Here is a 25,818-nt window from a genome sequence, read left to right on the forward strand (position 1 = left end):
CAGGTTGTTTAAGGATATTTTTTTAAAAATTTATTTCCCTATTGCTCCAAAAACGAAAAAACTCCTTGTGTGGGAGTTTTCTTGAAAAGGTTCAGTGCCTTAGCTTGGCTCTAAATCTTGACATAAAAATAAAAAGCGCCCCACTCGCTGCTTTGCGAGGGGAGCGCATATTCGTTATATTCATTCGTCCTTTTAAAAGGAGCCCAAAAAAGATAATACAGGGGCTTGAATCAAAAGTCAAGCCGTTTTCCTCAATCCAACAAAACGGCAAATGGCTCAGCTTTCAACCAAACTTACTTGTCTTCGTCTTCTTCTACGTCGTCGAACTCTTCCTCTTCGTCCTCTTCTTCATCTAGATCATCATCGAGAACTTCGTCTTCATCAAGCTCGAATTCCTCATCTTCATCGTCATCGTCAAGGACATCATCGTCATCGTCAAATTCATCCACGTCATCAAGATCATCTAAATCATCATCATCATCATCGAGAAGATCATCTTCATCATCGGCGAAGTCGTCAAGATCATCATATTCCTCGTCATCGATTTCATCGAAATCTTCAAGTTCGTCTTCGTCCACAACTTTCTTCGCCTTTTTCTTCTTCGGTTTAACAGCTGTGATAACCTCTTCTTCAGCTGTATCAACCGGATACCAAACGCGAAGTCCCCAGCGGTTTTCGCCTAACGAGAGAAAACGGCCGTCAATGTTGATATCGGTATAAAATTGTGCCAGACGTGAACGAATTTCTTCGTCCGATATATCAGCTGCCGCTTTAATCTCATTCACTAATTCATGAAAGGAGATTGGCTGCTTGCTATTTTTTAAATATTCATAAGCCATTTCCATGAGGGAAAACTCTTGCAATTCCTCTTTTGAGTATTGTGCTAAAGTCACTATTGGCACTTCCTTTCTCTATTTAACGCTCATTACTTTCGAGTCAGTCAGGACAGTTAAGATTTTTATGTATGAAAATATGTTGATAACTGTCTAGCTTCCGTGCGGGCTTACATTATCCGCACTTCTAAATTTTTGCATATTCTTCATTATAAACAAATTATTGGTGTTTATGCTAGTACAACCCGATAGTTTCAGTTGATTTTTTGCAAAGAGGGACTAATCCTTGTTCTCAGTTTTTTCCCTTTTTAGTTTTTTAATTTCCTTTACGGAAATATATAAAAAGAAGATTGCCAAAAGCAGAAATGAAACGGCACCTAGTTCACGTTCATAAAGATAGTATAATGGCCAGGCGAAAAAAATTAAAATAACGATTATGTGAATACTCCTCATCTGAACACCTGCCTAAAAAAACATCGAGTTGAAAGCTAGTATGATTATATAAGATAAGAGATGAATTTAATATTATTAAGCAAAAATATTTTACCACAAAAATAGACAAGAACTAAAAGGCACCATGTTTTGGCATGGTGCCTGTCACCGTTTCTACCCTTAGCATTGTTGAAACTTTAGGAAATTGTCCAGCTCCCGCACCTTGGGCTTTAGCCTTTGGTCAAGGCGCTTCTGCTTTTCGTATTCCATTTTACATATTCCGACGGTACTGGCCGCCGACTTCATAAAGTGCTCTTGTGATTTGCCCAAGACTTGCAGATTTAACCGTTTCCATTAATTCTGCAAAAATATTGCCATTGTTCACGGCTGCCGCCTTCAAGCGATTTAAAGCGGCCGCTGTTTCGTTCGTATGAGCTTCTTGGAAGGCACGCAAATTATGAATTTGCAATTCCTTCTCCTCTTTCGTTGCCCGGGCGATCTCCATATTATTCACCTCTTCCACAGACGGTGGATTCGGATTCAAATAGGTATTGACGCCAATAATTGGCAGCTCACCGGTATGCTTCTTCATTTCATAATACATCGATTCATCCTGGATTTTACCGCGCTGATACTGCGTCTCCATCGAACCCAGCACCCCGCCGCGGTCATTCAAGCGGTCAAACTCCTGCAGCACCGCTTCCTCAACCAGGTCCGTCAATTCCTCCACAATAAATGATCCCTGCAGCGGATTCTCATTCTTCGTTAAGCCGTGCTCTTTTGTAATGATCATCTGAATTGCCATCGCCCGGCGCACCGAATCTTCAGTCGGCGTGGTGATGGCCTCATCGTAGGCATTCGTATGCAGCGAATTACAGTTATCATGGAGCGCCATTAGAGCCTGCAGTGTCGTCCGGATATCATTAAAATCAATTTCCTGCGCATGCAGCGACCGCCCTGAGGTCTGAACATGATACTTAAGCTTTTGACTGCGCTCATTCGCCCCGTACTTATCCCTCATCACTGTTGCCCAAATTCTCCGCGCCACCCGGCCAATCACCGTGTATTCGGGATCCAGACCATTGGAGAAAAAGAACGACAAGTTTGGTGCAAAGTCGTCAATCTTCATGCCGCGGCTCAAATAGTACTCAACATACGTAAAGCCATTTGACAGCGTAAAGGCCAGCTGTGATATTGGGTTGGCGCCGGCTTCGGCTATATGATAACCGCTAATGGACACAGAATAATAATTGCGGACTTGATGGTCAATGAAATACTGCTGGATATCCCCCATCATCCTTAGGGCAAACTCTGTTGAAAAAATACACGTGTTTTGCCCTTGATCTTCTTTTAAAATATCCGCCTGCACTGTCCCGCGCACCGTCCGCAATGTATAGGCACGGACCTCCGTGAACTCCTCGACGGTCAGCGTGCGGCCAAGCTCTGTTTCCTTCTTCTGCACCTGCTGATCAATTGCTGTGTTCATAAACATGGCCAAAATAATCGGCGCTGGACCATTAATGGTCATCGAAACGGATGTTGACGGGTGACATAAATCAAAGCCTGCATACAGCTTCTTCATATCATCTAACGTACAAACATTGACCCCGCTTTCGCCGACCTTTCCAAAAATATCCGGACGGTAATCCGGGTCCTCCCCGTACAAGGTCACCGAGTCAAATGCGGTACTTAACCGTTTCGCAGCATCATCCTTCGATAAATAATGGAAGCGGCGGTTCGTCCGTTCCGGTGTCCCTTCACCGGCAAACTGGCGTTTTGGGTCCTCACCTTCACGTTTAAAAGGAAACACCCCAGCCGTATACGGGAACGAGCCTGGGACATTCTCGCGGTACACCCAGCGCAAGATCTCACCATAATCTTTATATTTAGGCAAAACGACCTTTGGGATGTCGAGACCTGATAAACTTTTCGATTTTAATACCGTGATAATCTCTTTATCCCGAATGCGCGTAACGAATTGATCCCCCGCATAGGCTTCTTTTGTCTGTTCCCACGACGAAAGGATATTTCGGGATTCCGGCGTTAATTGCTCCTCCGTTTCCTGCTTCACTGCTTCTAATGCAGCCACAACATCTAGCTGGTCTTGAACCGCGGCAATCGCGCCTTCAAGCTGAAATAATTTCCGGGCAATATCAGTCTGCGCTTCGGCCTTGCGGTGGTAGCCGCGCACCGTCTCAGTGATCTCTCGTAAATAATAACGCCGGTCCGTTGGAATAATCACATTTTGCTTTTCAACTACTGCATCCTTGCTAAACGAGGTTACCCAACCGGTCCCCGCTTTTTCATTGATGACTTCCACTAATGCCGCAAATAAAGCATTCGTCCCCGGATCATTAAATTGACTGGCAATGGTACCGTATACCGGCATTTCGTCGAGTTCCTTTTCAAACAGCATATGGTTGCGCTGGTACTGCTTCTGCACCTGGCGCTTTGCATCCTCCGAGCCCTTGCGCTCAAACTTATTGATAACAATTAAATCCGCAAAATCGAGCATATCAATTTTTTCCAGCTGTGACGGGGCTCCAAATTCACTTGTCATTACATACATCGACGCATCACAGACCTCTGTGATTTCAGCATCCCCTTGCCCGATGCCGCTTGTCTCGACAATCACAAGGTCAAAGCCCGCCGCCTTTGTGACTGCGACGGCGTCCTTTATCGCCAGCGATAGTTCACTTTTTGAACTGCGCGTTGCCAGACTGCGCATATACACATTCGGCGAGAAAATCGCATTCATGCGAATTCGGTCTCCCAGTAGTGCTCCGCCCGTTTTTTGTTTGGTCGGGTCGACGGAAAGGATGGCAACTTTTTTCCCAGGAAATTCATTAATAAAACGGCGAATCAATTCATCCGTTAATGAGCTTTTTCCAGCACCGCCTGTTCCTGTAATCCCCACGACAGGAATCCCCTTTTCAAGTGACTTCACTTGTTCAAGCACTTGTTCAGCAGCAGCAGCGGCCTCATTCCTTTGATCCACATGAAGTTCGGCTAAGGTGATTAGTTTGGCAATGGCATTTACGTCACCAGCCGGCAGGGCGGCAATCTGCCCGCTAAGATCAGAAGTCAGCGTCGAAAAGTCACACTCCTGGATCATCAAGTTAATCATCCCTTGGAGCCCAAGCGTCCGCCCATCTTCCGGTGAAAACAGCCGCGCAATTCCGTAGGCGTGCAGTTCATCCAGTTCCCGCGGGATAATCACCCCGCCGCCTCCGCCATAAATTCGAATATGCGAAGCGCCCTTTTCCTTTAGCAGGTCATACATGTATTTAAAATACTCGACGTGCCCGCCTTGATACGACGAAATCGCAATTCCCTGGACATCTTCCTGGATCGCGGCGTTGACAACCTCCTCGACCGAACGGTTATGTCCAAGGTGAATGACCTCTGCCCCGCTCGCCTGCAGGATCCGTCTCATAATATTTATTGAAGCATCATGACCGTCAAACAGGCTCGACGCCGTCACAAAGCGGATATGATGCCGCGGCTGATAGTTCCCCATCGTGCTCCCCCTTTTGGAAAAAAATGAATCTATTCTAGCACTCGCTGTTGATTAACCCTTTTCCGGAACCGTTACGGCTCCCGAGACCCCGTTTTGAATCCCCGATAATAAGACTTCTGTCTGCATCGTAATATACTCCTCGAGCGTAAACAGCTTTCTTAACGCCCAGCGGCGGAACCCCCACATTTGTCCCTGAACGAAAATATTATGGGCGACGAGCTCAATCTGTTTTTGTGTTAATCTCAGCTCTCCGTTCTCGACACAGCGAGTCAACAGCTCCTCAAACATCGCGACCATTTCCATTTCCTTTTTCAACACATATGGCAAGGCGTCCTTGGAAAGGGACTTTACTTCCTGATACATGACAAGTACCTCGGCCTGCATTTCATCCATGACCTGGAAAAAGTCCGCAATCCCACGCTTTAAGCTTTCCAATGTTCCTTTTTCTACCGCCAAATCTTCTTGAAGCCGTTCACTGACATGATCATAGATACTGTCACAGACAAGATAAAGGACATCCTCTTTTGTACGGATGTATTCATACAATGTGCCGATGCTAAACCCGGCTGCTTTGGCGATTTCCCTCGTTGTTGTCCGGTGAAACCCTTTTTGTTTAAAAAGTGCTACTGCCCCTTTGATCATTTGATCGCGCCTTTTTTGCACAAGACGCTCATCTTTGACAGAGGCCTGAACTTCTCGTTTTTTCATCCCCTGTTACCGCCTTTATCTTGTTATCATTCTCGAAATCACGAGTCGCTGAATTTCCTGTGTACCCTCATAAATTTGCGTAATTTTTGCATCACGCATAAAGCGTTCAACTGGATAGTCTTTTGTATAGCCATAACCGCCAAACACTTGAACCGCTTCCGTCGTCACCTTCATCGCCGTGTCGCCGGCAAATAGTTTCGACATCGCTGACTCTTTGCCGTACGGCAAGCCATTCGACTCAAGCCATGCTGCTTGATAGGTTAATAGTCTAGATGCTTCGATATTAGTCGCCATATCGGCCAGTTTAAACGAGATGCCTTGATTGGCTACAATCGGCTTGCCAAATTGCTGGCGTTCGCGCGCATAATCAACGGCTGCATCCAGAGCGCCCTGAGCAATACCAACCGCTTGAGCGGCGATGCCATTGCGGCCGCCGTCAAGCGTCATCATCGCAATTTTAAAGCCCTCGCCCTCTTCTCCAAGACGGTTTTTTATAGGAACCTTGCAATCTTCAAAAATAATTTCAGTTGTCGGCGAGGAACGAATCCCAAGTTTCTTTTCTTTTTTACCAACAGAGAAGCCAGGGAAGTCACTCTCGATAATGAAAGCGGTCGTTCCTTTCTGTTTGTTTGCTGGGTCCGTTAAGGCAAAGACGACATAGATGTCGGCCACGCCGCCGTTGGTAATGAATATTTTTGATCCGTTTAAGACGTAGTGGTCGCCATCCAGCCGGGCGGTTGTTCTCATTCCGCCGGCATCTGAACCACTGCCAGGCTCTGTTAGGCCGTACGCACCAATTTTTGTACCTTCTGCCATGGGACGGAGATAGGTTTGCTTTTGCTCTTCGTTTCCAAATTTATAGATTGGCCAGCCGGCAAGGGAAGTGTGCGCCGATAATAGCACGCCTGTTGAGGCGTCAACACGGGAAAGCTCCTCTACCGCGATACAGTAGGCAAGAAAATCGCTGCCAATGCCTCCGTACTCTTCTGGCCAAGGAATCCCTGTTAAGCCCAGCTCTGCCATTTTGTCAAAAATCTCCCGGTCAAAGCGTTCTTCTTCATCGCGCTCTGCCGCTGTCGGTGCCACCTCGTTGCGCGCAAAGTCCCGAACCATTTTACGAATCATTTCATGCTCTTCAGACAATTTAAATTGCATCATTAGTGCCTCCTCTTCCCATTTGGGGCTTATTCTTTAGCTTTATTAACAAAATTTATGATCTATTAACAATCTGTGCCCAACTCATAGATGCTTACTAATTACAATCCGCTGAATCTCGCTCGTGCCCTCATAAATTTCCGTCACCTTGGCATCGCGGAAATACCGCTCGACTGGATAGTCCTCGGTATAACCATAGCCGCCAAAGACCTGAATGGCCTCCGTGGCTACTTCTACCGCTGTCCGCGTCGTAAAGAGCTTTGCCATCGACGCCTCTAACGTGCACTTCAAGCCCTTACTCCGCAAATCTGACGCTCGATAGACTAATAGTTTTGCAGCCTCCACACTCGTGGCCATATCGGCCAGCTTAAAAGCAATTCCCTGCTGGGCAGCGATTGGCTTGCCAAATTGGCGGCGTTCCTTCGCGTAGGCGGCGGCCGCTTCCAATGCGGCTTCCGCAATCCCCAAGGCCTGCGTGGCGATGCCAATCCGGCCGACATCGAGGTTTGCCATCGCTATTCTAAAGCCCTCGCCTTCCTGGCCCAGCATGTTCTCCGCTGGGACATGCATGTCCTCAAAGGTCAGCTGGACTGTTCTTGAGCCATGCAGCCCCATTTTCTTCTCATCCTTGCCGACGATAAAACCAGGCGTAGTTTTTTCAACAATAAAGGCCGCAATCCCTTTTGTACCAAGAGCTGGGTCTGTTGTGGCAAATACAATATACACGTCGGCCTCGCCGCCATTTGTGATAAACACCTTGGAGCCGCTCAGTACGTAATGGTCTCCTTTTTTCACTGCCCGCGTTTTTAAACTGGCCGCATCCGATCCAGAACTCGGCTCAGTTAAGCAAAAGGCCCCCAAATACTCACCCGAAGCCAGCTTGTGTATATACTTTTGCTTTTGTTTCTCTGTTCCGAAATACAAAATGGGGTTCGTGCAGACCGAGGTGTGCACCGATAGAATCACACCGACGGCAGCGCTTACTTTAGACAGCTCATGAATGGCCATAATGTATGAGGTAAAATCCATCTCTGCTCCGCCGTATTCTTTAGGAACTGGTATCCCCATCAGGCCGAGTTCGCCCATTTTACGAAGAATTTCACGGGGAAATTCCCCTTTTTCCATTTTTTCAATAAAGGGTTTGATTTCTTTCTGAGCAAAATCGCGAACCATTTTCCGCAGCATTTCTTGCTCTTCTGTAAATGAAAGATTCATAATATGTTCCCCTTCCTGAGGTTGAATAGTTCGGATGCTTTGGGCCAGGGGAATCTTCGATTATGTAAGGACGGCGTGATTCACCTGGTTTTGTTTAATTGTCCCGCACAAGCGCTTGGGAAAAAGCGAACTACTTCTTGCCCTATTCAAGGCGCTTCCGCTTTTCTATCTTATTCATAGCTGTAAAAACCGCGCCCTGATTTCTTACCGAGCCAGCCGGCTTTCACATATTTACGCAAAAGCGGGCATGGACGGTATTTATCATCGCCAAAGCCTTCATGGAGGGTTTCCATAATGTATAAACAGGTATCTAAGCCGATAAAATCAGCTAGCGTTAACGGCCCCATTGGGTGATTCATGCCAAGCTTCATCACTTCATCAATCGCTTCTTTAGTGGCAACGCCCTCGTAAAGCGTGTAAATGGCTTCGTTGATCATCGGCATCAAGATGCGATTCGAGACAAAGCCAGGAAAGTCATTTACTTCGACAGGCACTTTGCCCAAAGTCTTGGTCATATCTTCAATCACTTGATAGACTTCATCGCCTGTGGCCAGACCTCGGATAATTTCGACTAGTTTCATAACTGGGACTGGATTCATAAAGTGCATGCCGATTACCTTTTCCGGACGGCTGGTGGCAGCGGCGATTTCTGTGATAGGCAATGATGAAGTGTTGCTTGCAAGGATGGTATGTGCTGGAGCGATTTTGTCTAGCTGCGAAAAGATATTTGTCTTAATTTCCATGTTTTCAACAGCTGCTTCGATGACAAGGTCAACGCTGCTGGCGTCGTTGAGTTCGGTTGATGGGGTTAGTCTTGCTGCTATTTCCTGTTTTTGTTCTTCCGTGATTCGGCCTTTGTCGACGTTGCGGGTGAGATTTTTTTGGATGACCCCTAACCCCCGCTCCACGAATTCCGTATTTATGTCATTTAATACCACTTTGTAACCGGCTTGAGCACAAACCTGGGCGATACCAGAACCCATTTGGCCTGCGCCAATTACCATAACTTTTGACACGTTCATTGTTTTCCCTCCAAATTTAAGGCCGGACTATGCCCGGCCTCGCTATTAAAAATAACGGCAGAAGGAGGCGGTTTTCGCCAGTAATCTAAGCTTATCCGCCACTATAAAATCTACTTCCGCCAGTTATTTCATGTCTTCCGCCAGTAAATCGGCCTAGCGCCAGTAAAAGAGCGGTTTCCGCCAGTATTTTAACCTATCCGCCAATAATAAAGCCCGTTACGCCAGTTATGCCATACGATCCGCCAATAACCACATTTTAGAAAACGCCCTACGCCTTCTTAGGCACCTCAATCATCACAGCATCTCCCTGGCCGCCGCCTGAGCAAATCGCCGCAATCCCAATACCGCCGCCTCGGCGTTTCAATTCATGCATTAAGGTAATAATAATCCGCGCCCCGCTCGCACCAATCGGATGACCCAGCGCGACCGCACCGCCGTTCACATTGATTTTTTCCGAATCAAGCCCGGCAATCTTTGCACTCGCTAACGCCACTGCCGAAAAGGCTTCATTGATTTCAAACAAATCAACTTCATCCAAGCTCCGTCCTGTTTTTCTTAACAACTCATTGATCACCAATCCCGGTGTCTGTGGGAAATCCTTTGCTTCAACTGCAATCGCTGCATGGCCAAGGATAACCGCCTCCACCTGACGCCCTTCTCGCACCGCCCGCTCCTCACTCATCAGCACAAGGGCCGCCGCACCGTCATTTACGCCAGGAGCGTTACCGGCGGTAATCGTGCCAGTTGAATTAAACACCGGTGCTAACTTGGATAGCCGCCCCAAAGAGGTGTCCTTGCGCGGACCCTCATCAGCAGAAACCACCACCGGCTCCCCTCTGCGCTGAGGCACCTCAACCGCTACGATTTCCTCGGCTAATTTTCCGCTCTCAATCGCAGCCGTCGCGCGAACATGGCTGCGAAGCGCCCATTCATCCTGGGCTTCACGCGAAATCTCCATTTCAGCGGCGGTTCCATTCCCATACGTGCCCATATGCACGCCTGTAAAGCTGCAGGTCAAACCGTCATGAACCATTAAATCCTTTACAGTGGAGTCGCCCATTCGAAAGCCCCACCTTGCTTTTGGCAAAACATAAGGAGCGTTGCTCATCGATTCCATCCCGCCTGCGACAATGACCTCTTCATCGCCAGCGCGAATGATTTGATCTGCTAACGTCACGCTGCGCATTCCCGAAGCACACACTTTGTTTATCGTCTCCGTCTTGACTTCCCATGGCAGTCCAGCGTGAACTGCTGCCTGACGGGATGGAATTTGCCCCTGTCCGCCTTGTAGCACCGTTCCAAGAATGACTTCCTCCACCTCTTCTGGTTTCACACTTGCACGAAGCAGTGCTTCCTTCACCGCAATGCCGCCAAGCTGTGAAGCCGTAAAGCTGCTTAAAATTCCCCCTAATTTTCCAAAAGGTGTACGGACACCACTCAAAATAACCGTTTTGCCCATTTCCATCTCTCCCTTGTTCCATTTATTCGTACTAAACAGCCAGTTCCCCTCAGCCTGTTTCGACTGAACGCTCGCTCAGGTAAGGAGCGAAAAAGATAACGCAAGCATAGAACCAAAGATTCCAACTTACGTCCCCTAAAATAATGAAAGCGTTTTAATTTTATAACTCTATTTTACATAAAAAAGAGCAGAAGTTGAAATAGTTTACACAAAATTTTTAAAATTTTGATTTGTAAAACAATCCAACTCCTGCTTCAGTTTTAAGAAGCAGTTCTCACTTCACCACAAACAGCTTTTTCAAGTAACTCGGCCACATCGTAGGTCGAAACTTTTTCTTCCACTTCCTTAGCCTTCGTTCCATCAGACAGCATCGTTAAGCAGTACGGACAGCCCGAGCTGATCACGGACGGATTGACGGCAAGTGCCTGTTCCGTTCGGCTGACGTTGATACGATGGCCAGTTTCTTCCTCCATCCACATCAAACCGCCGCCTGCACCGCAGCACATACCCTTTTCCCGGTTGCGTTCCATTTCCACCAGCTTCACTCCAGGAATAGATTTTAAAATCTCCCGCGGCGGATCGTATACATCGTTGTAACGTCCAAGGTAGCAGGAATCATGGAAGGTTATGGTTTCATTAACGGCATGCTTTGGAACGAGCCTTCCATCACGGACTAACTGATAAAGAACTTCCGTATGGTGATAAACTTCCGCTTCTAACCCGAAATCAGGATATTCATTTTTTAAAGTATTATAGGCATGCGGGTCAATGGTGACGATTTTCTTGACCTCTGCCTTTTCAAATTCCTCGATATTTTTCGCTGCAAGCTCCTGGAATAGAAACTCATTTCCTAAACGGCGCGGTGTATCACCGGAGTTCTTTTCCTTATTGCCGAGGATGGCAAATTTCACACCTGCCTCGTTTAGGAGCTTAGCGAAAGATAAGGCAATCTTTTGGCTGCGGTTATCATAGGAGCCCATTGAGCCCACCCAGAAGAGATATTCAAATTCTTCGCCTGCCTTGTTCATTTCCTTTACGGTTGGAATATGGACATCCTCGCGAACCTCACGCCAGTTTTCGCGTTCTTTACGGTTTAAGCCCCATGGGTTGCCCTGGCGCTCAATATTCGTCATGGCACGCTGGGCATCGGCATCCATTTTTCCTTCTGTCAAAACTAAGAAGCGGCGCAGGTCGATTATTTTATCGACATGTTCATTCATAACGGGACATTGGTCCTCACAGTTGCGGCAGGTCGTACACGCCCAAATTTCCTCTTCGGTAATCACATCACCGATTAAACTAGGACTGTAAACTGCGGCCGCCGCTGATTCTTGCGCCCCCGCCCCTTGTGCGGCAAGCGCGATCTGATTCCCTTTTGAATTGGCAAAGGCAAATGTCGGCACCCATGGCTGCTTAGACGTCACAGACGCACCATAGAAAGTGAGGTGGTCGCGCATTTTGACGATTAAATCCATTGGTGACAGCATTTTTCCTGTCCCGGTGGCCGGACACATATTCGTACAGCGGCCGCATTCCACGCAGGCATAAAAATCGATCATTTGGTGCTGAGTAAAGTCTTCAATTTTTCCAACACCAAACGATTCTTGTGATTCATCTTCAAAATCAACTTTTTTCAGCTTGCCGGGCTTATCTAGACGGTTAAAGTAGACATTGGCCGGACCGGCAATTAGGTGAGCATGTTTTGACTGCGGGACGTACACTAAGAAGGTTAACAGGAATAATAAATGTGCCCACCATGCTATGTAGAAGATGACAATGGAGACGGTTTCATTTATTCCTGAAAAAATCAGTGAAATCAGTGAAGCAACGGGCTCTGTCCATGATGGGTCCTCACCATGCCAAATGATACCCATACCATTGCCAAGTAAAACAGACACCATCAATCCGCCAATAAATAGCAGAACGAGGCCTGATTTAAAGTTGCGTTTTAGGCGGACTAATTTTTCAACATAACGGCGGTGAAACGCCCAAACAACCGCAACAAGAATCATTAGGGTGACAATCTCCTGGAAAAAGGTAAACCCGGCATACAATGGCCCGAGCGGCAGATGAGAGCCTGGCGCAAGCCCCTTCCAGATGAAATCAATCGCTCCGAATTGCACTAAGATAAAGCCATAAAAGAACATCACGTGGATGGCACCACTTTTTTTATCTTTTAACAGCTTCTTCTGGCCAAACACGTTGACCCAGATTTTTTGCAGCCGCTTTTTGACATTGTTATCAAACTCGACTTTCTTCCCCAGCTTAATAAATTCAATTCGCGTTTTGACTACATAAACAAACAGACTTACTGCGTAAGCGGTTACAGCTAGAAACGCAATGAGATTGACCCATAAAAGACCATTCAAGTAAAACGCCCCTTTCTTAGATTCTCCCCAATTGTTTGTTGAAAATAGTAAATATTCAGAATTATACTTATCTCTATTATAAAAATGAATGAGCATTCAGTCAAATGTTTTTTTAAGATTCCTCAACTAATAGAAATGCTGGCGCTTGGAGACACTAACTAAACCGAATGGGGGAAAGATTCACAATGAAATTTGTACTCATTTTGAGCGGACTGCTTATTCTAATCATTATATGGCTTGTCTTAGATTTTAGGTTAGGCCGTAAGAAGCATCTTTTCATCACAAGCAAACTTGAAACCGGCATCCTCCATGGCGAGTTAGAAATTTTTACGCATGGCAAAGAATTTTTTCGCACTTATTTTTCTGAGATTCAAAAGGCCCAAAAACATATCCATATCTTGTACTACATCGTAAAGAATGACAGTTTGGGACAGGAGTTTTTTAACATTTTAAAAGAGAAGGCGCGTATCGGTGTCGAGGTCCGCTTGCTGATTGACCGCCTTGGCAGTTTAACAATCAAGAAAAAAGAGGTTAAAGAACTAAAGGGTGCGGGAATACATGTAGCATTTAGTAATCGAGTCAAACTGCCCTTCCTTTTTTATTCATCTCAAGTCCGAAACCACCGGAAGATTTCAATTATTGATGGGGCGATTGGTTTTATGGGAGGCTTTAATATTGGCAAAGAATATATCGATGAAGATCCGAAGCTTAGTCCATGGCGGGATTACCAGTTAAAAATAACCGGTGAAAGCGTGAATTTTTTGCAAAGTGAGTTTTTGCTGGATTGGAATGAGTATGCAAGTGAGAAGGTGCAAAACGATCCTGGTTATTTTCCCAAGCTGCCCAAAGGCAGCATCCGCCATCAATTTAACCCAACCGAGGCCGGGATGCTGGAAGGTATTTTTATTGACTTAATAAGAAAGGCGAACAAATCGATTCTAATCGGTACCCCCTACTTTATTCCGAGCACGCCTATTTTTAAAGAATTACTCGCGGCGCGGCGGCGCGGCGTCAGCATCACGCTCCTTGTCCCCTTTACGGCAGATCATATCCTTGTTCAAGAAGCATCCTATCGTTATTTGCGGAGGATGCTTCAAGCAGGGGCACTTGTTTATCAATACCAAAACGGTTTTTATCATGCAAAGACCATCCTGATTGACGATAAGATTTGCGATATTGGTACGGCCAATTTCGATAAACGGAGCTTATTTTTAAATAAAGAAATTAATTGCTATATCTATGATCCTGCCTTTATTAAACGCATGAGGCAGGTCATCAAAAAAGACATCCTCGATTCTAAGCAGCTGTCGCTAGAAGACCTTACTAAACCAAACCTATGGCGGTCTGTGAAGGAAGCAGTTGCAGGGGCTGTCAGTTATTTTTTATAAGGGGGGAGAGTTAATGATTAAAATTCGGCTTGGCTATGTTTCGCATGCGATTAGTTTATGGGATGCCTCCCCGGCAAAGACGCTTACCTTTACCCGTTATCAGCAGCTTAGTGCCCGAGAGCGCGAAGAAAAGCTGCTTGAGGTGACGAGGCTAAATCTTCAGCACACATTACGGATGCTCTACTATAATCTTGCCCACGAAATTGAATTGTACCGATTCTCAAGCTCCATTGTCCCATTGGCAACACATCCAGAGGTCCGCTGGGATTTTACTACACCGTTTTTAAAAGAATGGCAGGAAATTGGGGATTTAGTCAAACGGCATCATTTACGGGTCAGCTTTCATCCAAATCAATTTACGCTGTTTACTTCACCGAAAAAGACGATTACTGAAAATGCTGTCATTGATATGACGTATCATTATCAGATGTTTGAAGCAATGGGGATAGCTGATCAAGGACTCATCAATATTCATATTGGCGGAGCATATGGGGATAAGGCGGCCGCAGTGTCGCGTTTTTATGAGAATCTGACCACTTTACCGGGCCACATTAAGAAGGTCATGACATTAGAAAATGATGATAAGACCTATACGGCTGAAGAAACCTTGACGGTGTGTGTGAAAGAAGGAATTCCGTTAGTGTTTGATTATCATCATCACATGGCTAATCTAAGTGAAGCTCCGCTTGAAGAACTGCTGCCTCGGATTTTTGAGACATGGTCAGCCGTTGATGTGATTCCGAAAGTCCATATTTCTTCGCCGAAAAATGAAAAGGAGTTCCGCTCTCATGCAGATTTTGTTGACCCGGAGTTTATTATGCCGTTTGTGAATTTATTGCGTGAGTATGGTCAGGATGTCGATTTTATGATTGAGGCCAAGGCCAAGGATCAGGCGGCCTTAAAATTGGTCGAGGATTTAAGTAAACTGCGCGGTTTTAAGCGGATCAGCGGGGCCAGCCTTGAGATAAAATGAAAGAGTCTCCACCTAATGTTGGAGACTCTTTTTTACTCTTCGATTAGATTAAGGACAGGAACATCTTTTTCATTCTCTGGATCTTTACGCGTATAGATCCGGGCCATTTTGGCAGCTTCGTCAACATGTTGAATAATCACAGGGGTGCCATTATAAGTGACATTGATCATATCCGCTGATTCTAGTATTTCCTTCGCTCTTCCAACATTCATTTCTAGGTCACTCCTACTCAATTTCTACCGTTAATATCCGCATTTTTTTGGAAGTTATTCATGCTTTTAAACAGTTTTAGTATTTCTCAACACTCTGACACCATTCTCATTCGTTTTTACCATATAAAAAGCCCCTAGTGTTAGGTACCTAACACTAGAGGCTAATGCTAATCTACATTTTCTCTGGTGCCGAAACACCAATTAATGCAAGCGCATTTTTAAGGGTAATCTGCACTGATTTGACTAAAGCAAGGCGTGCCTTTGTACGGGCAGGATTTTCGCTATCAAGCACCTTGTCCGCATTGTAAAAACTGTGGAAAGCGGACGCTAATTCTAAAATATAATTTGTGATGCGGTGCGGTACACGCTTCAGTGCGGCCTCACCGACAGCCGCTGGGAATTCCCCAATTTTCTTTAATAGGTCTACTTCCTTTTCAGAGCCAAGTAACGACAAATCGGCATCCGCATCCACGCTGATTCCCTGCTCCCCGCCGGTACGAAGGATACTGGAAATCCGTGCATGAGCATATTGAGCATAGTAGACCGGATTTTCGTTAGATTCGGACACAGCCAAATCCAAGTCAAAATCCATATGGGTATCCGAACTGCGCATTGCAAAGAAATAACGTGTCGCATCGAGGCCAACCTCATCGACCAAATCACGCATCGTTACGGCTTTACCGGTACGCTTACTCATCTTCATTTTCTCACCATTTTTATAAAGGTGAACTAATTGAATGATTTCAACCTCGAGGGCCTCGCGGTCATAACCTAAGGCCTGGATGGCCGCCTTCATCCGAGGAATATAACCGTGGTGGTCAGCACCCCAAATATTGATTAATTTTTCAAAACCGCGCTCAAGCTTGTCTTTATGGTAGGCAATATCCGGCGTTAAATAGGTATAAGAGCCGTCTTGCTTAATAAGCACACGGTCTTTATCATCACCGAAATCGGTTGAACGAAGCCATGTTGCCCCGTCCTGCTCATAGATATAGCCGCTTTCACGCAGTGCTTCGAGTGCCTTATCAATTTTCCCATTTTTATAAAGGGAAGTTTCAGAATACCACACATCAAAGCCGACGCGGAAATCCTCTAAATCCTTCTGCAGCTTGGCCATTTCATATTTCAAGCCATAGTCACGGAAAAATTCGAAACGTTCCTCTTCCCCGATATTTACATACTTATCGCCAAACTCTTCAGCCAAGGTTTTACCAATCCCGATGATATCAGCACCATGATAGCCGTCCGCCGGCATGTCTTTCTCAAGGCCAAGCGCTTGGAAATAACGGGCTTCTACAGATATCGCTAGATTATTAATCTGGTTGCCGGCATCATTAATATAGTATTCACGGGAAACATCGTAGCCTGCCTTCGCTAGGATATTGCTAAGTGAGTCACCAACGGCCGCGCCGCGGGCATGTCCAAGGTGAAGGTCACCGGTTGGATTCGCGGATACAAACTCAACTTGAACTTTTTGGCCTTTACCCGTCGTCGTTTCACCGTAGTTGTCACCTGCTTGAAGAACAGTCGGAATTAAATCGGTTAAGTAAGCATTATTCATATAAAAATTGATAAATCCAGGTCCCGCCAGCTCAATTTTTTCAATGGAGGCCTTTGAGTGGTCAAAATTAGCGACCAATGCCTCGGCAATCATTCTAGGTGCCTTTTTCGCGACCCGCGCAAGCTGCATCGCCATGTTGGTGGAATAATCACCGTGTGCCTTTTCTTTTGGGATTTCAAGAATCACATCAGGGATTTGTTCTTCGGCAGCAAGGCCAGCCTTAAGCACGGCTGCACGAATCTCTTCCTTTAATTTTGTTTGTACTTGTTCAACTATATTCATTTTTCATCCTCCTGAAAGGTTATCTCCAAATGGTATGTGCCAGCAGGTGAGCCCTGCATCGTGAAATCATAAAGAATATCAATCAAACCTTTAGTGTGCTCAAGTCTTCTGGTCAATGTCATCGTTTCAAATACCCCAAAGGGCATCTCATAGCTGCCTCTTAATTTTTTATGTAACTTGAAGGGCAGACGCATCTTGACCGCGCCGCCGCGTAAGATCAAGGCTTCGTCCGGTGTCACTTTGACGATGGTGCGGACTGTACCTTCTTCGAGCACTTCCTCATATTTAAGAAATGCTGCTCCATCTTTTTCAAAATAGCGGCCAAATACCTTCAATTCAATCGTCTCTGAGCCTTCTTGCTGATGAATGGTTGTCTTCACATTAATCTTCATTGGAATCTCTGTAGCAGACAAATTCGACAAATGTAACACTTCCTTTATAAAAAGGAATTTATTATCCTCTTTAGATCGTTATCTAGTCATCATAATTGACCTAAGTAAATAAATGCATACTCTTCCTATTATAAACTTAGATCACCAACAAATCAAAAGATGCCCGCCCCGCACCGGGACAGGCACCAAAATCAAAGGTGTCAGGCACCAAAAACTATCTAAACATTGTGGGAATACAACAAATGGTGACAGGCACCGTTTGTACTGTTTCCACTATTTTACCCAGCCAAGGATCATTTCGCGGATTAGTTTGCTGGCAGTATTGGCTGTTTGTTCGGATGGGTCATAGATGGGTGCTACTTCTACTAGGTCGCCCCCCACTACGTTTACCTCAGAACGGGCAATTGCATGGATGGATGCGAGCAGTTCTTTTGAGGTGATGCCGCCTGCATCGACGGTTCCTGTTCCCGGCGCGTGGGCTGGGTCTAGGACATCGATATCGATCGTGACATAAACCGGACGGCCTGCAAGTGTTGGCAGAATTTCCTTCAACGGCTCAAGCACCTCAAATTTCGAAATATGCATACCGTTCTCTTTAGCCCACTGTAACTCTTCCTTCATACCGGAACGGATGCCAAAAGAATAAACATTTTTTGGACCAATATGTTCCGCAATTTTACGAATTGGCGTGGAATGCGATAATGGCTCTCCTTCGTATTCTTCGCGCAAATCCGTATGCGCATCAAAATGGATAATTGCTAAGTCCGGATACTTCTTATACATAGCCTTCATAACCGGCCAAGATACCAGGTGTTCGCCGCCCATTCCCAGTGGGAACTTGCCGGCCTCTAGAATCCGGTCAACAAATTCTTCAATCATATCAAGGCTGCGCTGAGCATTACCAAATGGAAGCGGAATGTCCCCGGCATCAAAATATTTTACCTCTTCCAGTTCACGGTCAAGGTAAAAACTATACTCCTCAAGACCAATGGAAACTTCACGGATTCGGGCTGGGCCAAAACGTGAACCGGGGCGGTAGCTCACTGTCCAATCCATTGGCATTCCATATAATACAACCTGACTTTCTTCATAATTCGGGTGACTTTTAATAAACACATTGCCTGAATAGGCCTCATCAAAACGCATTCTACAATCCCTCACTTTTATGTACTTCAAGATCACAAAAGACTTTTGTAACGGCTTGTTTGCTCTATTACTTCAATAGGTCCCCAACAAACTTAGGTAAAACAAACGCTGCCTTATGCAGTTCTTTTGTGTAATATTTGGTTTCAATTTCATGGAAGCGGTCCTCGCTAACCTCAAGCGGATCATATTTCTTTGAACCGATCGTGAACGCCCATAGACCACTTGGATAGGTTGGTATATTAGCTACATACAAACGGGTAATCGGGAAAATCTCTCTTACATCGCTTTGGACATTTCGAATTAAGTCCGCTTTAAACCAAGGATTATCCGACTGCGCTACAAAAATCCCATCTTCTTTTAACGCCTTAGAGATCCCCGCATAGAAGCCCTTTGTAAACAGATTTACCGCAGGACCAACTGGTTCCGTTGAATCTACCATAATGACATCATATTGATTTTCACTTTTTGCAATATGCATAAACCCGTCATCGACACGGACATCGACACGCGGATCATCCAGCTTGCCGGCAATTTCAGGAAGAAATTTCTTTGAATACTCGATTACTTTTCCGTCAATATCCACTAAGGTCGCTTTTTTCACGCTTGGGTGCTTGAGGACTTCCCGAATGACACCGCCATCGCCGCCGCCGACAACGAGCACGCTCTCAGGGTTTGGATGGGTGAATAGTGGTACGTGTGCAACCATTTCATGGTAGACAAATTCGTCACGAACGGATGTCATCACCATGTCGTCTAACAGCAGCATGTTGCCCCATTCTTCGGTTTCTATCATATCAAGTTTTTGAAATTCAGTTTGTTCTGTATGTAAGGTTTTGTTGATTTTCATGGTGATCCCAAAGTTTTCAGTTTGCTTTTCTGTAAACCAAATTGACATGACCAACTTCCTTCCATTTCGCATATAGTCCAGCGGGCGTCAAACCCTTCGCTTCCGCTTTTCTTTTATGCTACCCAAACTATTGAATTACAAACGTAAGAAAAAGTCTAGCAAAATTTAAATAATTTTTCCATGAATGTTTAAAATGACTCTATTTTTTCAATACTATGACTATCTAATTTTTAAAAGTGTAAATCTTAAACATATCTAGCTACAGCGCTTAGCCCCTCGAGGTCGCTTCGGTCCCGTCGATGAAGTCAAAGAACGACTTCACCGCCAGGCCCTCCAGCGCTTGTCGGGGCTGACCAAAGCGCTTCCGCTTTTAAGGGGTGGTGAACATAATGGAAATCATGACTGATCAAGGGTTTCGAAAGACAATCAAATATCTGCGGGCGTTTATTATCATCAGTTTGATAGGCATGATTTGTATGCTCATCCTCTTTGCCGGCGTTCTTGGGTATGCAAAAATACTAGGGCCACCGCCGCTTGCTGTCCCGCAATCGACGTTATTTTTCGCTGACAATGGCACCTTGATCGGCGAAAGTAACAGCGGTCAAAAACGCTACTGGGTCAACATGAAAGATATTTCACCAGACTTAGTCAATGCCACTGTCTCCGTCGAGGATAAAAACTTTTACCATCATCATGGCTTTGATTTTAAACGAATTGCCGGGGCAGTCGTCGCCGACGTTCAAGCCTTTGCCAAAGTGCAGGGGGCGAGTACGATTACCCAGCAATATGCCCGAAATCTCTTCCTTGAGCACGACAAAACCTGGAAGCGTAAGCTGACCGAGGCGTTTTATACTATCCGCCTCGAGATGAACTATTCCAAAAAGGACATTCTTGAAGGCTATTTAAATACTATTTATTACGGCAACGGAGCCTATGGAGTGGAAGCAGCCAGCCAATATTATTTTGGAAAAAAAGCCTCCCAATTAACCCTTGCTGAGGCAAGCATGCTCTCAGGAATTCCAAAGGGGCCAGGAATCTATTCACCGCTGGCCAACATGGAAAAAGCCAAAACTCGTCAGGCAATTATTTTACAAACCATGGTTGAAAACGGCTATATTTCTAAAAAAGCAGCACAGGCTGCCGCGGCGGCACCGCTTCATTTAGAGGGCGTTCACACCACCCAAAAGATTAAAGTAGCTCCTTACTTTCAGGATGCCGTTCGGAATGCGCTCAAAAACCAGCTTCATTTAGATGAACGCACGATTGCCTTAGGCGGGCTAAAGGTCTATACGACTCTTAATATAAAACAGCAAGAAGCAGCTGAAAGCCAAATCAAAGAAAAAGTGGCCAGCTCCTCCGACATTCAGGTCGGCCTTGTCGCCATGGATCCGAAAACCGGTGATGTCAAGGCAATGGTCGGCGGCCGTGATTATGAAAAAAGTCCATTTAACCGCGCCGTTCAAGCCATCAGGCAGCCTGGATCAACTATCAAGCCTTTGTTGTATTATGCTGCCCTTGAGCATGGATTTACCCCATCGTCTACGATGCGGAGCGAGTATACGACCTTTCATTTTGATGATGGTCAGGCGGATTACACACCACATAACTTCAATAATAAATATGCAAAAGGGGAAATTACGCTGGCCCGGGCTATTGCCGTGTCTGATAATATTTTTGCCGTCAAAACTCATTTATTTTTAGGAGAAGATACTTTAATTGAGGCTGCAAAAAAATTCGGTTTGTCTACGAAAATGGCGGAGGTGCCTTCCCTTGCATTAGGGACCTCTGGAGTCCGGATGATCGATATGGCCAATGCCTATAGCATGTTTGCGAACGGAGGAAAACGAGTACATCCCGAGTTAATTACCAGAGTGGAAGACTACAATGGCAACGTCATTTTTGAAAAAGACGAGCATCATGAGCGGGTTTTAAATGCGGCCAGAGCGTACGTCATGACTCAAATGTTAACGGGGGTCTTTGATTCGAAGTTAAATGGCTATGCAAAGGTAACCGGAAGCACGGTGATAAAAGATATTACTCGTCCGTATGCTGGTAAGTCTGGCTCAACGGAAACGGACAGCTGGATGATTGGCTATTCACCGCAGCTGGTTACAGCCGTTTGGGCGGGCTATGACGTTGGGAAACCCATTGATATGGTTGCGGAAAAGTCATACGCTAAGAAGATTTGGGCCGACTTTATGGAGGATGCCTTAAAAGGGAAGCCGGTTAAGGCGTTTAAGGCGCCAAAAGAGGGTGTAATTGGGCTGTATGTGGATCCGGATAACGGAAAACTGGCGACAAAGGATTGCCCTGTCCGCCGTTTCACCTACTTCGTCAAAGGCACCGAACCAACTGAATATTGCACCGATCACTTAAAGAACGCTCCTCACGGAAATAAAAAGAATACAGAGGAGAAAAAGGTACCTTGGTATAAGAAAATAATGCCTTGGGAATAGAAAAGCGGAAGGCGCCTGGAGCTGGACATCTTTTAAGAAAGGCCTTGATTCAGTGCGACAGCTTCAACATATAGAAAAGCTCCGGATTGCTCCGGAGCTTTTCTTGTCCTAGTTTTACAGTGTTTTCACACTGACTATATCTTACCTTATTTTTAGAAAAAACTTCAAGAATTAATATTGCTAATTTTTCTAAAAAAATTATTCTGCTAAAAGTCCATTTTTCAGTTCCTCAGAAGAGTTTTCCCATAATACCTCGTTGTGGGCACGCAGGAAATCTGCCAATACCTTTTTAGATGGATCATCCATTACATCGACAATAATATGGCGCTTAAGTGATTTATCCATCCGGTTGACATGTTCCGGCAATGATTTGTAGCCGCGGCGGATTTCACGGTCCACGGTCATATAGCAAGCGGTCACCCCCGCATAATAAGGGCCTTCTTCATTGCGGTCAATCGTAACCCAAACCAGCCAGTAAGGTTTCCCGTTTGGAACTTCTTCTTTATTAGGCAAAAATTTAATTCCCTTCTCGACGGCACTTCGGGCATGCATAGCGCCGATATCAATCTCGGCCTCGCCTGCCTCAATATCGATAAACACTGGGGAAACATTATCCAGACTCAATGCCCCTTTTCCAAACCCTTTATGTCCGGCCATGGGGTCACTTTTTTTAATAATATTAAAACCAAGTTTTTTCTTATTTTCTTCCATTGAATGATAAACCTCCTAGAAAAAAAGTGTATAGAAGAAATTACTTAATCCTTCCCTTACCCCTGGGACGATGAAGCTAAAAATAGGCTGAATCGTAAATTGGTCGAGCGGGGTAATCACGAGAACTAAAAAGATCAGCATTCCGTACTGTTCATATTGTGTCATTTTCGCACGAACATGATGAGGCGCAAGGTCCTCTAGTATTCTGTAGCCATCTAGCGGCGGGAGCGGGATCAAATTGAAAATAAACAAAACGATGTTTAAATTAATAAAAATCATTAGGAATTCATCAAAATGTACAGACGAGGCTACACCGAAACGCATCAGGCCATATCCAACAATAAAACCGATTGAGGCTAAAATAAGATTTGAAAGAGGGCCTGCTGCTGAAACCAAAATGCCGGCAAGACGCGGTTTTTTAAAATAAAAACGATTGACCGGTACAGGACGAGCCCAGCCAAATCCTGCAAGAAAGATGAGAATCGTTCCGATCGGGTCAAGATGCCGGAGGGGATTTAGGGTCAGGCGGCCTTGCTTTTTCGCCGTATTATCGCCAAATTTATAGGCTACATAGGCATGGGCAAATTCATGGAATGTGAAGGCAAAAATAAGGGTAATCGCCACATAGGGAATTAACCTCAGTGGGTAGGCCGTGTGGAATCCATCCATTTCATTTCTCCTTCCTTATTATAAACCGTTAAGATGAATGGCTAAACCATGTATCATTTGAACCATTACTTCTGTATTTCTTTAAGTATAACTGATACCGCTTGTAAAAAGAAAATCAAAAGTGCGCAAAATATTGCGCTTTTCGTTTGTTTATGGAACACTACTAATAGTTCATTTAAAAGGAGGAAAGAAAGATGCCATATGTAACAGTAAAGATGCTTGAAGGACGCAGCGAAGACCAAAAGCGCGCCTTGGTCGAAAAAGTAACTGACGCCGTCAGCGAAACAGTCGGTGCCCCAAAAGAAAAAATCACCGTCTTCATCGAAGAAATGAGCAAAAACCACTACGCAGTAGCAGGCGTCCGCGCAAGCGATAAATAAAGCAGACACGGTGAAATGAGTAGAAATAGGAGCAATGGTGACAGGCACCATGTGAAATTTTCACAATATTGTTTCTTCTTCTCTACCAAAAAACCGCCTAGGTTTGGTCTTCTCTTAGACCTGAACCCGGCGGTTTCGTTGTATTTTTATTGAACTTTCCCTTTAAGGGTTTCAATGTATTGATAAGCCTCATCAACTTCATCCAGCGTATAACGCTGGCTTGCCTTTAGTGTGAATACTTTATCCGCCACTTCCGCTTTTGAGAGATTATCAAAATACAAAACCGTTGAAACTAGCTCGAGGAATCTAGCATTTTGTTCGTTCATATCATTAAAGCAATCCTCTAAACACGGCATCTCTACTTCATTTAAGCTTAAAAACTCTTTCCCCGAGTCTGTCAGGGTATAGCGATATTGGTAGTATCCGCCTTTTTTCTCTTTTACCTCATTCAAAAATCCCATATTACAGAGTTCTTCTACTCTCGTGGTTAATTCCTCTGAATAGGGACCGTAAAAATGAAACTGGAACCGCTCATGAAAAGGGAAATCTACCTTCTTCGCAATATATATCATCTTCTGCAGCTTTTTTCTCCCAGTAATCTCACCAGAAACCATTATCGCCTGCATCAGCTTAGCATGATCTTTTAACAATATTCGTCATCTCCTACTCCATCTAAACAGATCTCTATCGGTGACAGGCACCATTTCTCATATTATTACTATGTTAAGACCTCTAATGGTGACAGGCACCATTAACTATCTAAAAGGGTGCGAATTTGCTTTTTTAGTTCTTTTTGGCTGGAATCGTCTTCTAAGAAGTCAGCTGGGTAATAGAGTTTATGGTCCGTTCTCCTTTTTCCGGAAATAGCATCAACGATTTCTGATTCCCTGGAAAGTTCTCGTAATTCCCCATTTTTCATTAACAAATGAATCGGCAGGCGTTCTTCTTCCTCGCCTGGGCGGTAGAAGTCATAAGGCAAATCCGATGATGAATCAACCACCAAATAATAGTCGGGGTCGATGCCTGCTTTTCCAAATAAAACAGTTAATTCCGCAAGCTTCTTGTATTCCTTGGCAGGGTCAAATTCTGCATACTTAAATAGATTGCGATTTACAAAGCGCCGGCAAAGGTCGCTAATAATCGGATCCTGCTCTTCCTGCCAAATTTGAAAGTAATAAAAACACACAGACTCATCTAATTTTAAATAGTCTTCTAATGTCACTTCCTCTTTAAAAAGAGAGGTAAAGTGAATCGGCTCCAATTTAAAAGAGTAGTTATTCTCATAGAGGAACTTCGCACGGTGAAGAATTTTCGTTAAAATCACTTCCGCACTTCGCGAAACAGGATGAAAGTATACCTGCCAGTACATCTGATAACGGCTCATAATATAGTCTTCCACCGCATGCATGCCGCTCTTTTTAATCACGACCTGCTCTTCCCTTGGCCGCATCACCCGTAGAATCCGTTCCATATCAAACTGACCGTAGCTGACCCCCGTAAAATAGGCATCCCGCTGCAGGTAATCCATCCGGTCGGCATCAATCTGACTAGAAATCATGCTGACAACCAGCTTTTTCCCAGATGTTTTGGCTATGACCTCCGCAACCTGCGTTGGAAAATCAGGGCTAATTCTTTGAAGCACCTTATTGACTTCTGTATTTCCCAAGATGATTGCTCGAGTTAAGTCTTCATGGTCAAAATCAAATACTTTTTCAAAGGAGTGGGAAAATGGGCCGTGCCCAAGGTCGTGGAGAAGCGCCGCACATAATGTAAGCAATCGTTCTTCATGGTTCCATTCCGGTCTGCCTGCAAAGACATCATCGATGATGCGGCGTACAATCTCATATACGCCAAGAGAATGGTTAAATCTGCTGTGTTCTGCACCGTGAAAGGTTAAAAAAGTGGTTCCGAGCTGCTTAATCCGGCGCAGACGCTGAAACTCTTTCGTTCCAATTAAATCCCATATCACTCGATCCTGGACATGAACATAGCGATGGACGGGATCTTTAAACACTTTTTCTTCCGTTAACTTTTCAGCCGAATATTGCATGGAATACCCTCTTCCTCTTAACATGCCTTACTTTCCTA

21 protein-coding genes are annotated in these 25,818 nt (G+C 45.1%); 4 read left to right on the top strand and 17 right to left on the bottom strand.

All coding sequences use genetic code 11. The features are described from left to right. Positions 1 to 293 precede the first annotated feature (293 nt). From rpoE to V7266_RS11625, 8 genes are all read right to left on the bottom strand, one after another. Positions 294 to 893, bottom strand: a complete 600-nt coding sequence (gene rpoE, locus V7266_RS11590) for a DNA-directed RNA polymerase subunit delta (protein ID WP_335468130.1) — start codon at positions 891 to 893, stop codon at positions 294 to 296. 643 nt (positions 894 to 1,536) lie between these two features. After that, positions 1,537 to 4,785 (bottom strand): fused isobutyryl-CoA mutase/GTPase IcmF, encoded by a 3,249-nt coding sequence (icmF, locus tag V7266_RS11595; protein ID WP_335468041.1) that lies wholly within the window; start codon positions 4,783 to 4,785, stop codon positions 1,537 to 1,539. 51 nt (positions 4,786 to 4,836) lie between these two features. Beyond that, positions 4,837 to 5,493, bottom strand: a complete 657-nt coding sequence (locus tag V7266_RS11600; protein WP_335468042.1) for a TetR/AcrR family transcriptional regulator — start codon at positions 5,491 to 5,493, stop codon at positions 4,837 to 4,839. A gap of 15 nt (positions 5,494 to 5,508) precedes the next feature. After that, positions 5,509 to 6,648, bottom strand: a complete 1,140-nt coding sequence (locus V7266_RS11605; protein ID WP_335468131.1) for an acyl-CoA dehydrogenase — start codon at positions 6,646 to 6,648, stop codon at positions 5,509 to 5,511. 84 nt (positions 6,649 to 6,732) lie between these two features. After that, positions 6,733 to 7,863: an acyl-CoA dehydrogenase gene (locus V7266_RS11610; RefSeq protein ID WP_335468043.1), complete on the bottom strand. Its 1,131-nt coding sequence runs from the start codon at positions 7,861 to 7,863 to the stop codon at positions 6,733 to 6,735. Positions 7,864 to 8,033: 170 nt separating this feature from the next. Further along, positions 8,034 to 8,885: a 3-hydroxybutyryl-CoA dehydrogenase gene (locus V7266_RS11615; RefSeq protein ID WP_335468044.1), complete on the bottom strand. Its 852-nt coding sequence runs from the start codon at positions 8,883 to 8,885 to the stop codon at positions 8,034 to 8,036. A 268-nt stretch (positions 8,886 to 9,153) separates the two neighbouring features. Next, positions 9,154 to 10,344: an acetyl-CoA C-acetyltransferase gene (locus V7266_RS11620; protein ID WP_335468045.1), complete on the bottom strand. Its 1,191-nt coding sequence runs from the start codon at positions 10,342 to 10,344 to the stop codon at positions 9,154 to 9,156. 260 nt (positions 10,345 to 10,604) lie between these two features. Then, the gene (locus tag V7266_RS11625; RefSeq protein ID WP_335468046.1) at positions 10,605 to 12,713 is read right to left on the bottom strand and encodes a (Fe-S)-binding protein; all 2,109 of its coding nucleotides are present in this window, start codon (positions 12,711 to 12,713) and stop codon (positions 10,605 to 10,607) included. A gap of 185 nt (positions 12,714 to 12,898) precedes the next feature. Between V7266_RS11625 and cls the strand changes: the two genes are divergently transcribed. Both cls and uvsE read left to right on the top strand, forming a co-directional pair. Continuing rightward, positions 12,899 to 14,101, top strand: coding sequence for a cardiolipin synthase (gene cls, locus V7266_RS11630; RefSeq protein ID WP_335468047.1), 1,203 nt, complete (start codon positions 12,899 to 12,901; stop codon positions 14,099 to 14,101). A 16-nt stretch (positions 14,102 to 14,117) separates the two neighbouring features. Next, entirely contained in the window at positions 14,118 to 15,074 is a 957-nt protein-coding gene (gene uvsE / locus V7266_RS11635; protein WP_335468132.1) for a UV DNA damage repair endonuclease UvsE, read from the top strand. A gap of 32 nt (positions 15,075 to 15,106) precedes the next feature. On the opposite strand, the gene V7266_RS11640 is transcribed toward uvsE, so the two are convergent. The 5 genes from V7266_RS11640 to speE form a co-directional block, all read right to left on the bottom strand. Beyond that, positions 15,107 to 15,286, bottom strand: a complete 180-nt coding sequence (locus V7266_RS11640) for an H-type small acid-soluble spore protein (RefSeq protein WP_335468048.1) — start codon at positions 15,284 to 15,286, stop codon at positions 15,107 to 15,109. Between the two features lie 172 nt (positions 15,287 to 15,458). Beyond that, positions 15,459 to 17,129 (bottom strand): arginine--tRNA ligase, encoded by a 1,671-nt coding sequence (gene argS, locus V7266_RS11645; protein ID WP_335468049.1) that lies wholly within the window; start codon positions 17,127 to 17,129, stop codon positions 15,459 to 15,461. Beyond that, complete coding sequence (locus tag V7266_RS11650; RefSeq protein WP_420491383.1) at positions 17,126 to 17,551, bottom strand: DUF1934 domain-containing protein; 426 nt, start codon at positions 17,549 to 17,551, stop codon at positions 17,126 to 17,128. Before V7266_RS11650 ends, argS begins: the two co-directional genes overlap by 4 nt. Before the next feature lie 243 nt (positions 17,552 to 17,794). Beyond that, positions 17,795 to 18,667 (bottom strand): agmatinase, encoded by an 873-nt coding sequence (gene speB, locus V7266_RS11655; RefSeq protein ID WP_335468051.1) that lies wholly within the window; start codon positions 18,665 to 18,667, stop codon positions 17,795 to 17,797. Between the two features lie 67 nt (positions 18,668 to 18,734). Beyond that, positions 18,735 to 19,562 (bottom strand): spermidine synthase, encoded by an 828-nt coding sequence (gene speE / locus V7266_RS11660; protein WP_335468052.1) that lies wholly within the window; start codon positions 19,560 to 19,562, stop codon positions 18,735 to 18,737. A gap of 341 nt (positions 19,563 to 19,903) precedes the next feature. On the opposite strand from speE, the gene V7266_RS11665 reads away from it, so the two are divergent. After that, positions 19,904 to 21,970, top strand: coding sequence for a transglycosylase domain-containing protein (locus V7266_RS11665; protein WP_335468053.1), 2,067 nt, complete (start codon positions 19,904 to 19,906; stop codon positions 21,968 to 21,970). A gap of 198 nt (positions 21,971 to 22,168) precedes the next feature. Here the strand turns inward: V7266_RS11665 and V7266_RS11670 are convergent, their stop codons facing one another. Beyond that, the gene (locus tag V7266_RS11670; RefSeq protein WP_335468054.1) at positions 22,169 to 22,681 is read right to left on the bottom strand and encodes a YwhD family protein; all 513 of its coding nucleotides are present in this window, start codon (positions 22,679 to 22,681) and stop codon (positions 22,169 to 22,171) included. 15 nt (positions 22,682 to 22,696) lie between these two features. After that, positions 22,697 to 23,350 (bottom strand): site-2 protease family protein, encoded by a 654-nt coding sequence (locus V7266_RS11675; protein WP_335468055.1) that lies wholly within the window; start codon positions 23,348 to 23,350, stop codon positions 22,697 to 22,699. Positions 23,351 to 23,544: 194 nt separating this feature from the next. Between V7266_RS11675 and V7266_RS11680 the strand changes: the two genes are divergently transcribed. After that, positions 23,545 to 23,730: a 2-hydroxymuconate tautomerase gene (locus V7266_RS11680; RefSeq protein WP_335468056.1), complete on the top strand. Its 186-nt coding sequence runs from the start codon at positions 23,545 to 23,547 to the stop codon at positions 23,728 to 23,730. A gap of 146 nt (positions 23,731 to 23,876) precedes the next feature. On the opposite strand, the gene V7266_RS11685 is transcribed toward V7266_RS11680, so the two are convergent. Both V7266_RS11685 and V7266_RS11690 read right to left on the bottom strand, forming a co-directional pair. Then, entirely contained in the window at positions 23,877 to 24,380 is a 504-nt protein-coding gene (locus tag V7266_RS11685) for a YwgA family protein (RefSeq protein ID WP_335468057.1), read from the bottom strand. Between the two features lie 101 nt (positions 24,381 to 24,481). Next, positions 24,482 to 25,780, bottom strand: coding sequence for an HD domain-containing protein (locus V7266_RS11690; protein WP_335468058.1), 1,299 nt, complete (start codon positions 25,778 to 25,780; stop codon positions 24,482 to 24,484). Positions 25,781 to 25,818 lie beyond the last annotated feature (38 nt).

The sequence above is a fragment of the Neobacillus drentensis genome (assembly GCF_036965645.1).
Lineage (GTDB): Bacteria > Bacillota > Bacilli > Bacillales > Cytobacillaceae > Neobacillus > Neobacillus drentensis_D.

Coding starts and splice junctions, on each gene's coding strand:
- V7266_RS11605 (WP_335468131.1), bottom strand. CDS start 6,648: ATGCAATTTAAATTGTCTGAAGAGCATGAAATGATTCGTAAAATGGTT.
- V7266_RS11675 (WP_335468055.1), bottom strand. CDS start 23,350: ATGGATGGATTCCACACGGCCTACCCACTGAGGTTAATTCCCTATGTG.
- V7266_RS11670 (WP_335468054.1), bottom strand. CDS start 22,681: ATGGAAGAAAATAAGAAAAAACTTGGTTTTAATATTATTAAAAAAAGT.
- V7266_RS11610 (WP_335468043.1), bottom strand. CDS start 7,863: ATGAATCTTTCATTTACAGAAGAGCAAGAAATGCTGCGGAAAATGGTT.
- speB (WP_335468051.1), bottom strand. CDS start 18,667: ATGCGTTTTGATGAGGCCTATTCAGGCAATGTGTTTATTAAAAGTCAC.
- V7266_RS11615 (WP_335468044.1), bottom strand. CDS start 8,885: ATGAACGTGTCAAAAGTTATGGTAATTGGCGCAGGCCAAATGGGTTCT.
- V7266_RS11600 (WP_335468042.1), bottom strand. CDS start 5,493: ATGAAAAAACGAGAAGTTCAGGCCTCTGTCAAAGATGAGCGTCTTGTG.
- cls (WP_335468047.1), top strand. CDS start 12,899: ATGAAATTTGTACTCATTTTGAGCGGACTGCTTATTCTAATCATTATA.
- V7266_RS11690 (WP_335468058.1), bottom strand. CDS start 25,780: ATGCAATATTCGGCTGAAAAGTTAACGGAAGAAAAAGTGTTTAAAGAT.
- V7266_RS11665 (WP_335468053.1), top strand. CDS start 19,904: ATGGAAATCATGACTGATCAAGGGTTTCGAAAGACAATCAAATATCTG.
- V7266_RS11680 (WP_335468056.1), top strand. CDS start 23,545: ATGCCATATGTAACAGTAAAGATGCTTGAAGGACGCAGCGAAGACCAA.
- argS (WP_335468049.1), bottom strand. CDS start 17,129: ATGAATATAGTTGAACAAGTACAAACAAAATTAAAGGAAGAGATTCGT.
- icmF (WP_335468041.1), bottom strand. CDS start 4,785: ATGGGGAACTATCAGCCGCGGCATCATATCCGCTTTGTGACGGCGTCG.
- V7266_RS11640 (WP_335468048.1), bottom strand. CDS start 15,286: ATGAATGTTGGAAGAGCGAAGGAAATACTAGAATCAGCGGATATGATC.
- V7266_RS11620 (WP_335468045.1), bottom strand. CDS start 10,344: ATGGGCAAAACGGTTATTTTGAGTGGTGTCCGTACACCTTTTGGAAAA.
- speE (WP_335468052.1), bottom strand. CDS start 19,562: ATGTCAATTTGGTTTACAGAAAAGCAAACTGAAAACTTTGGGATCACC.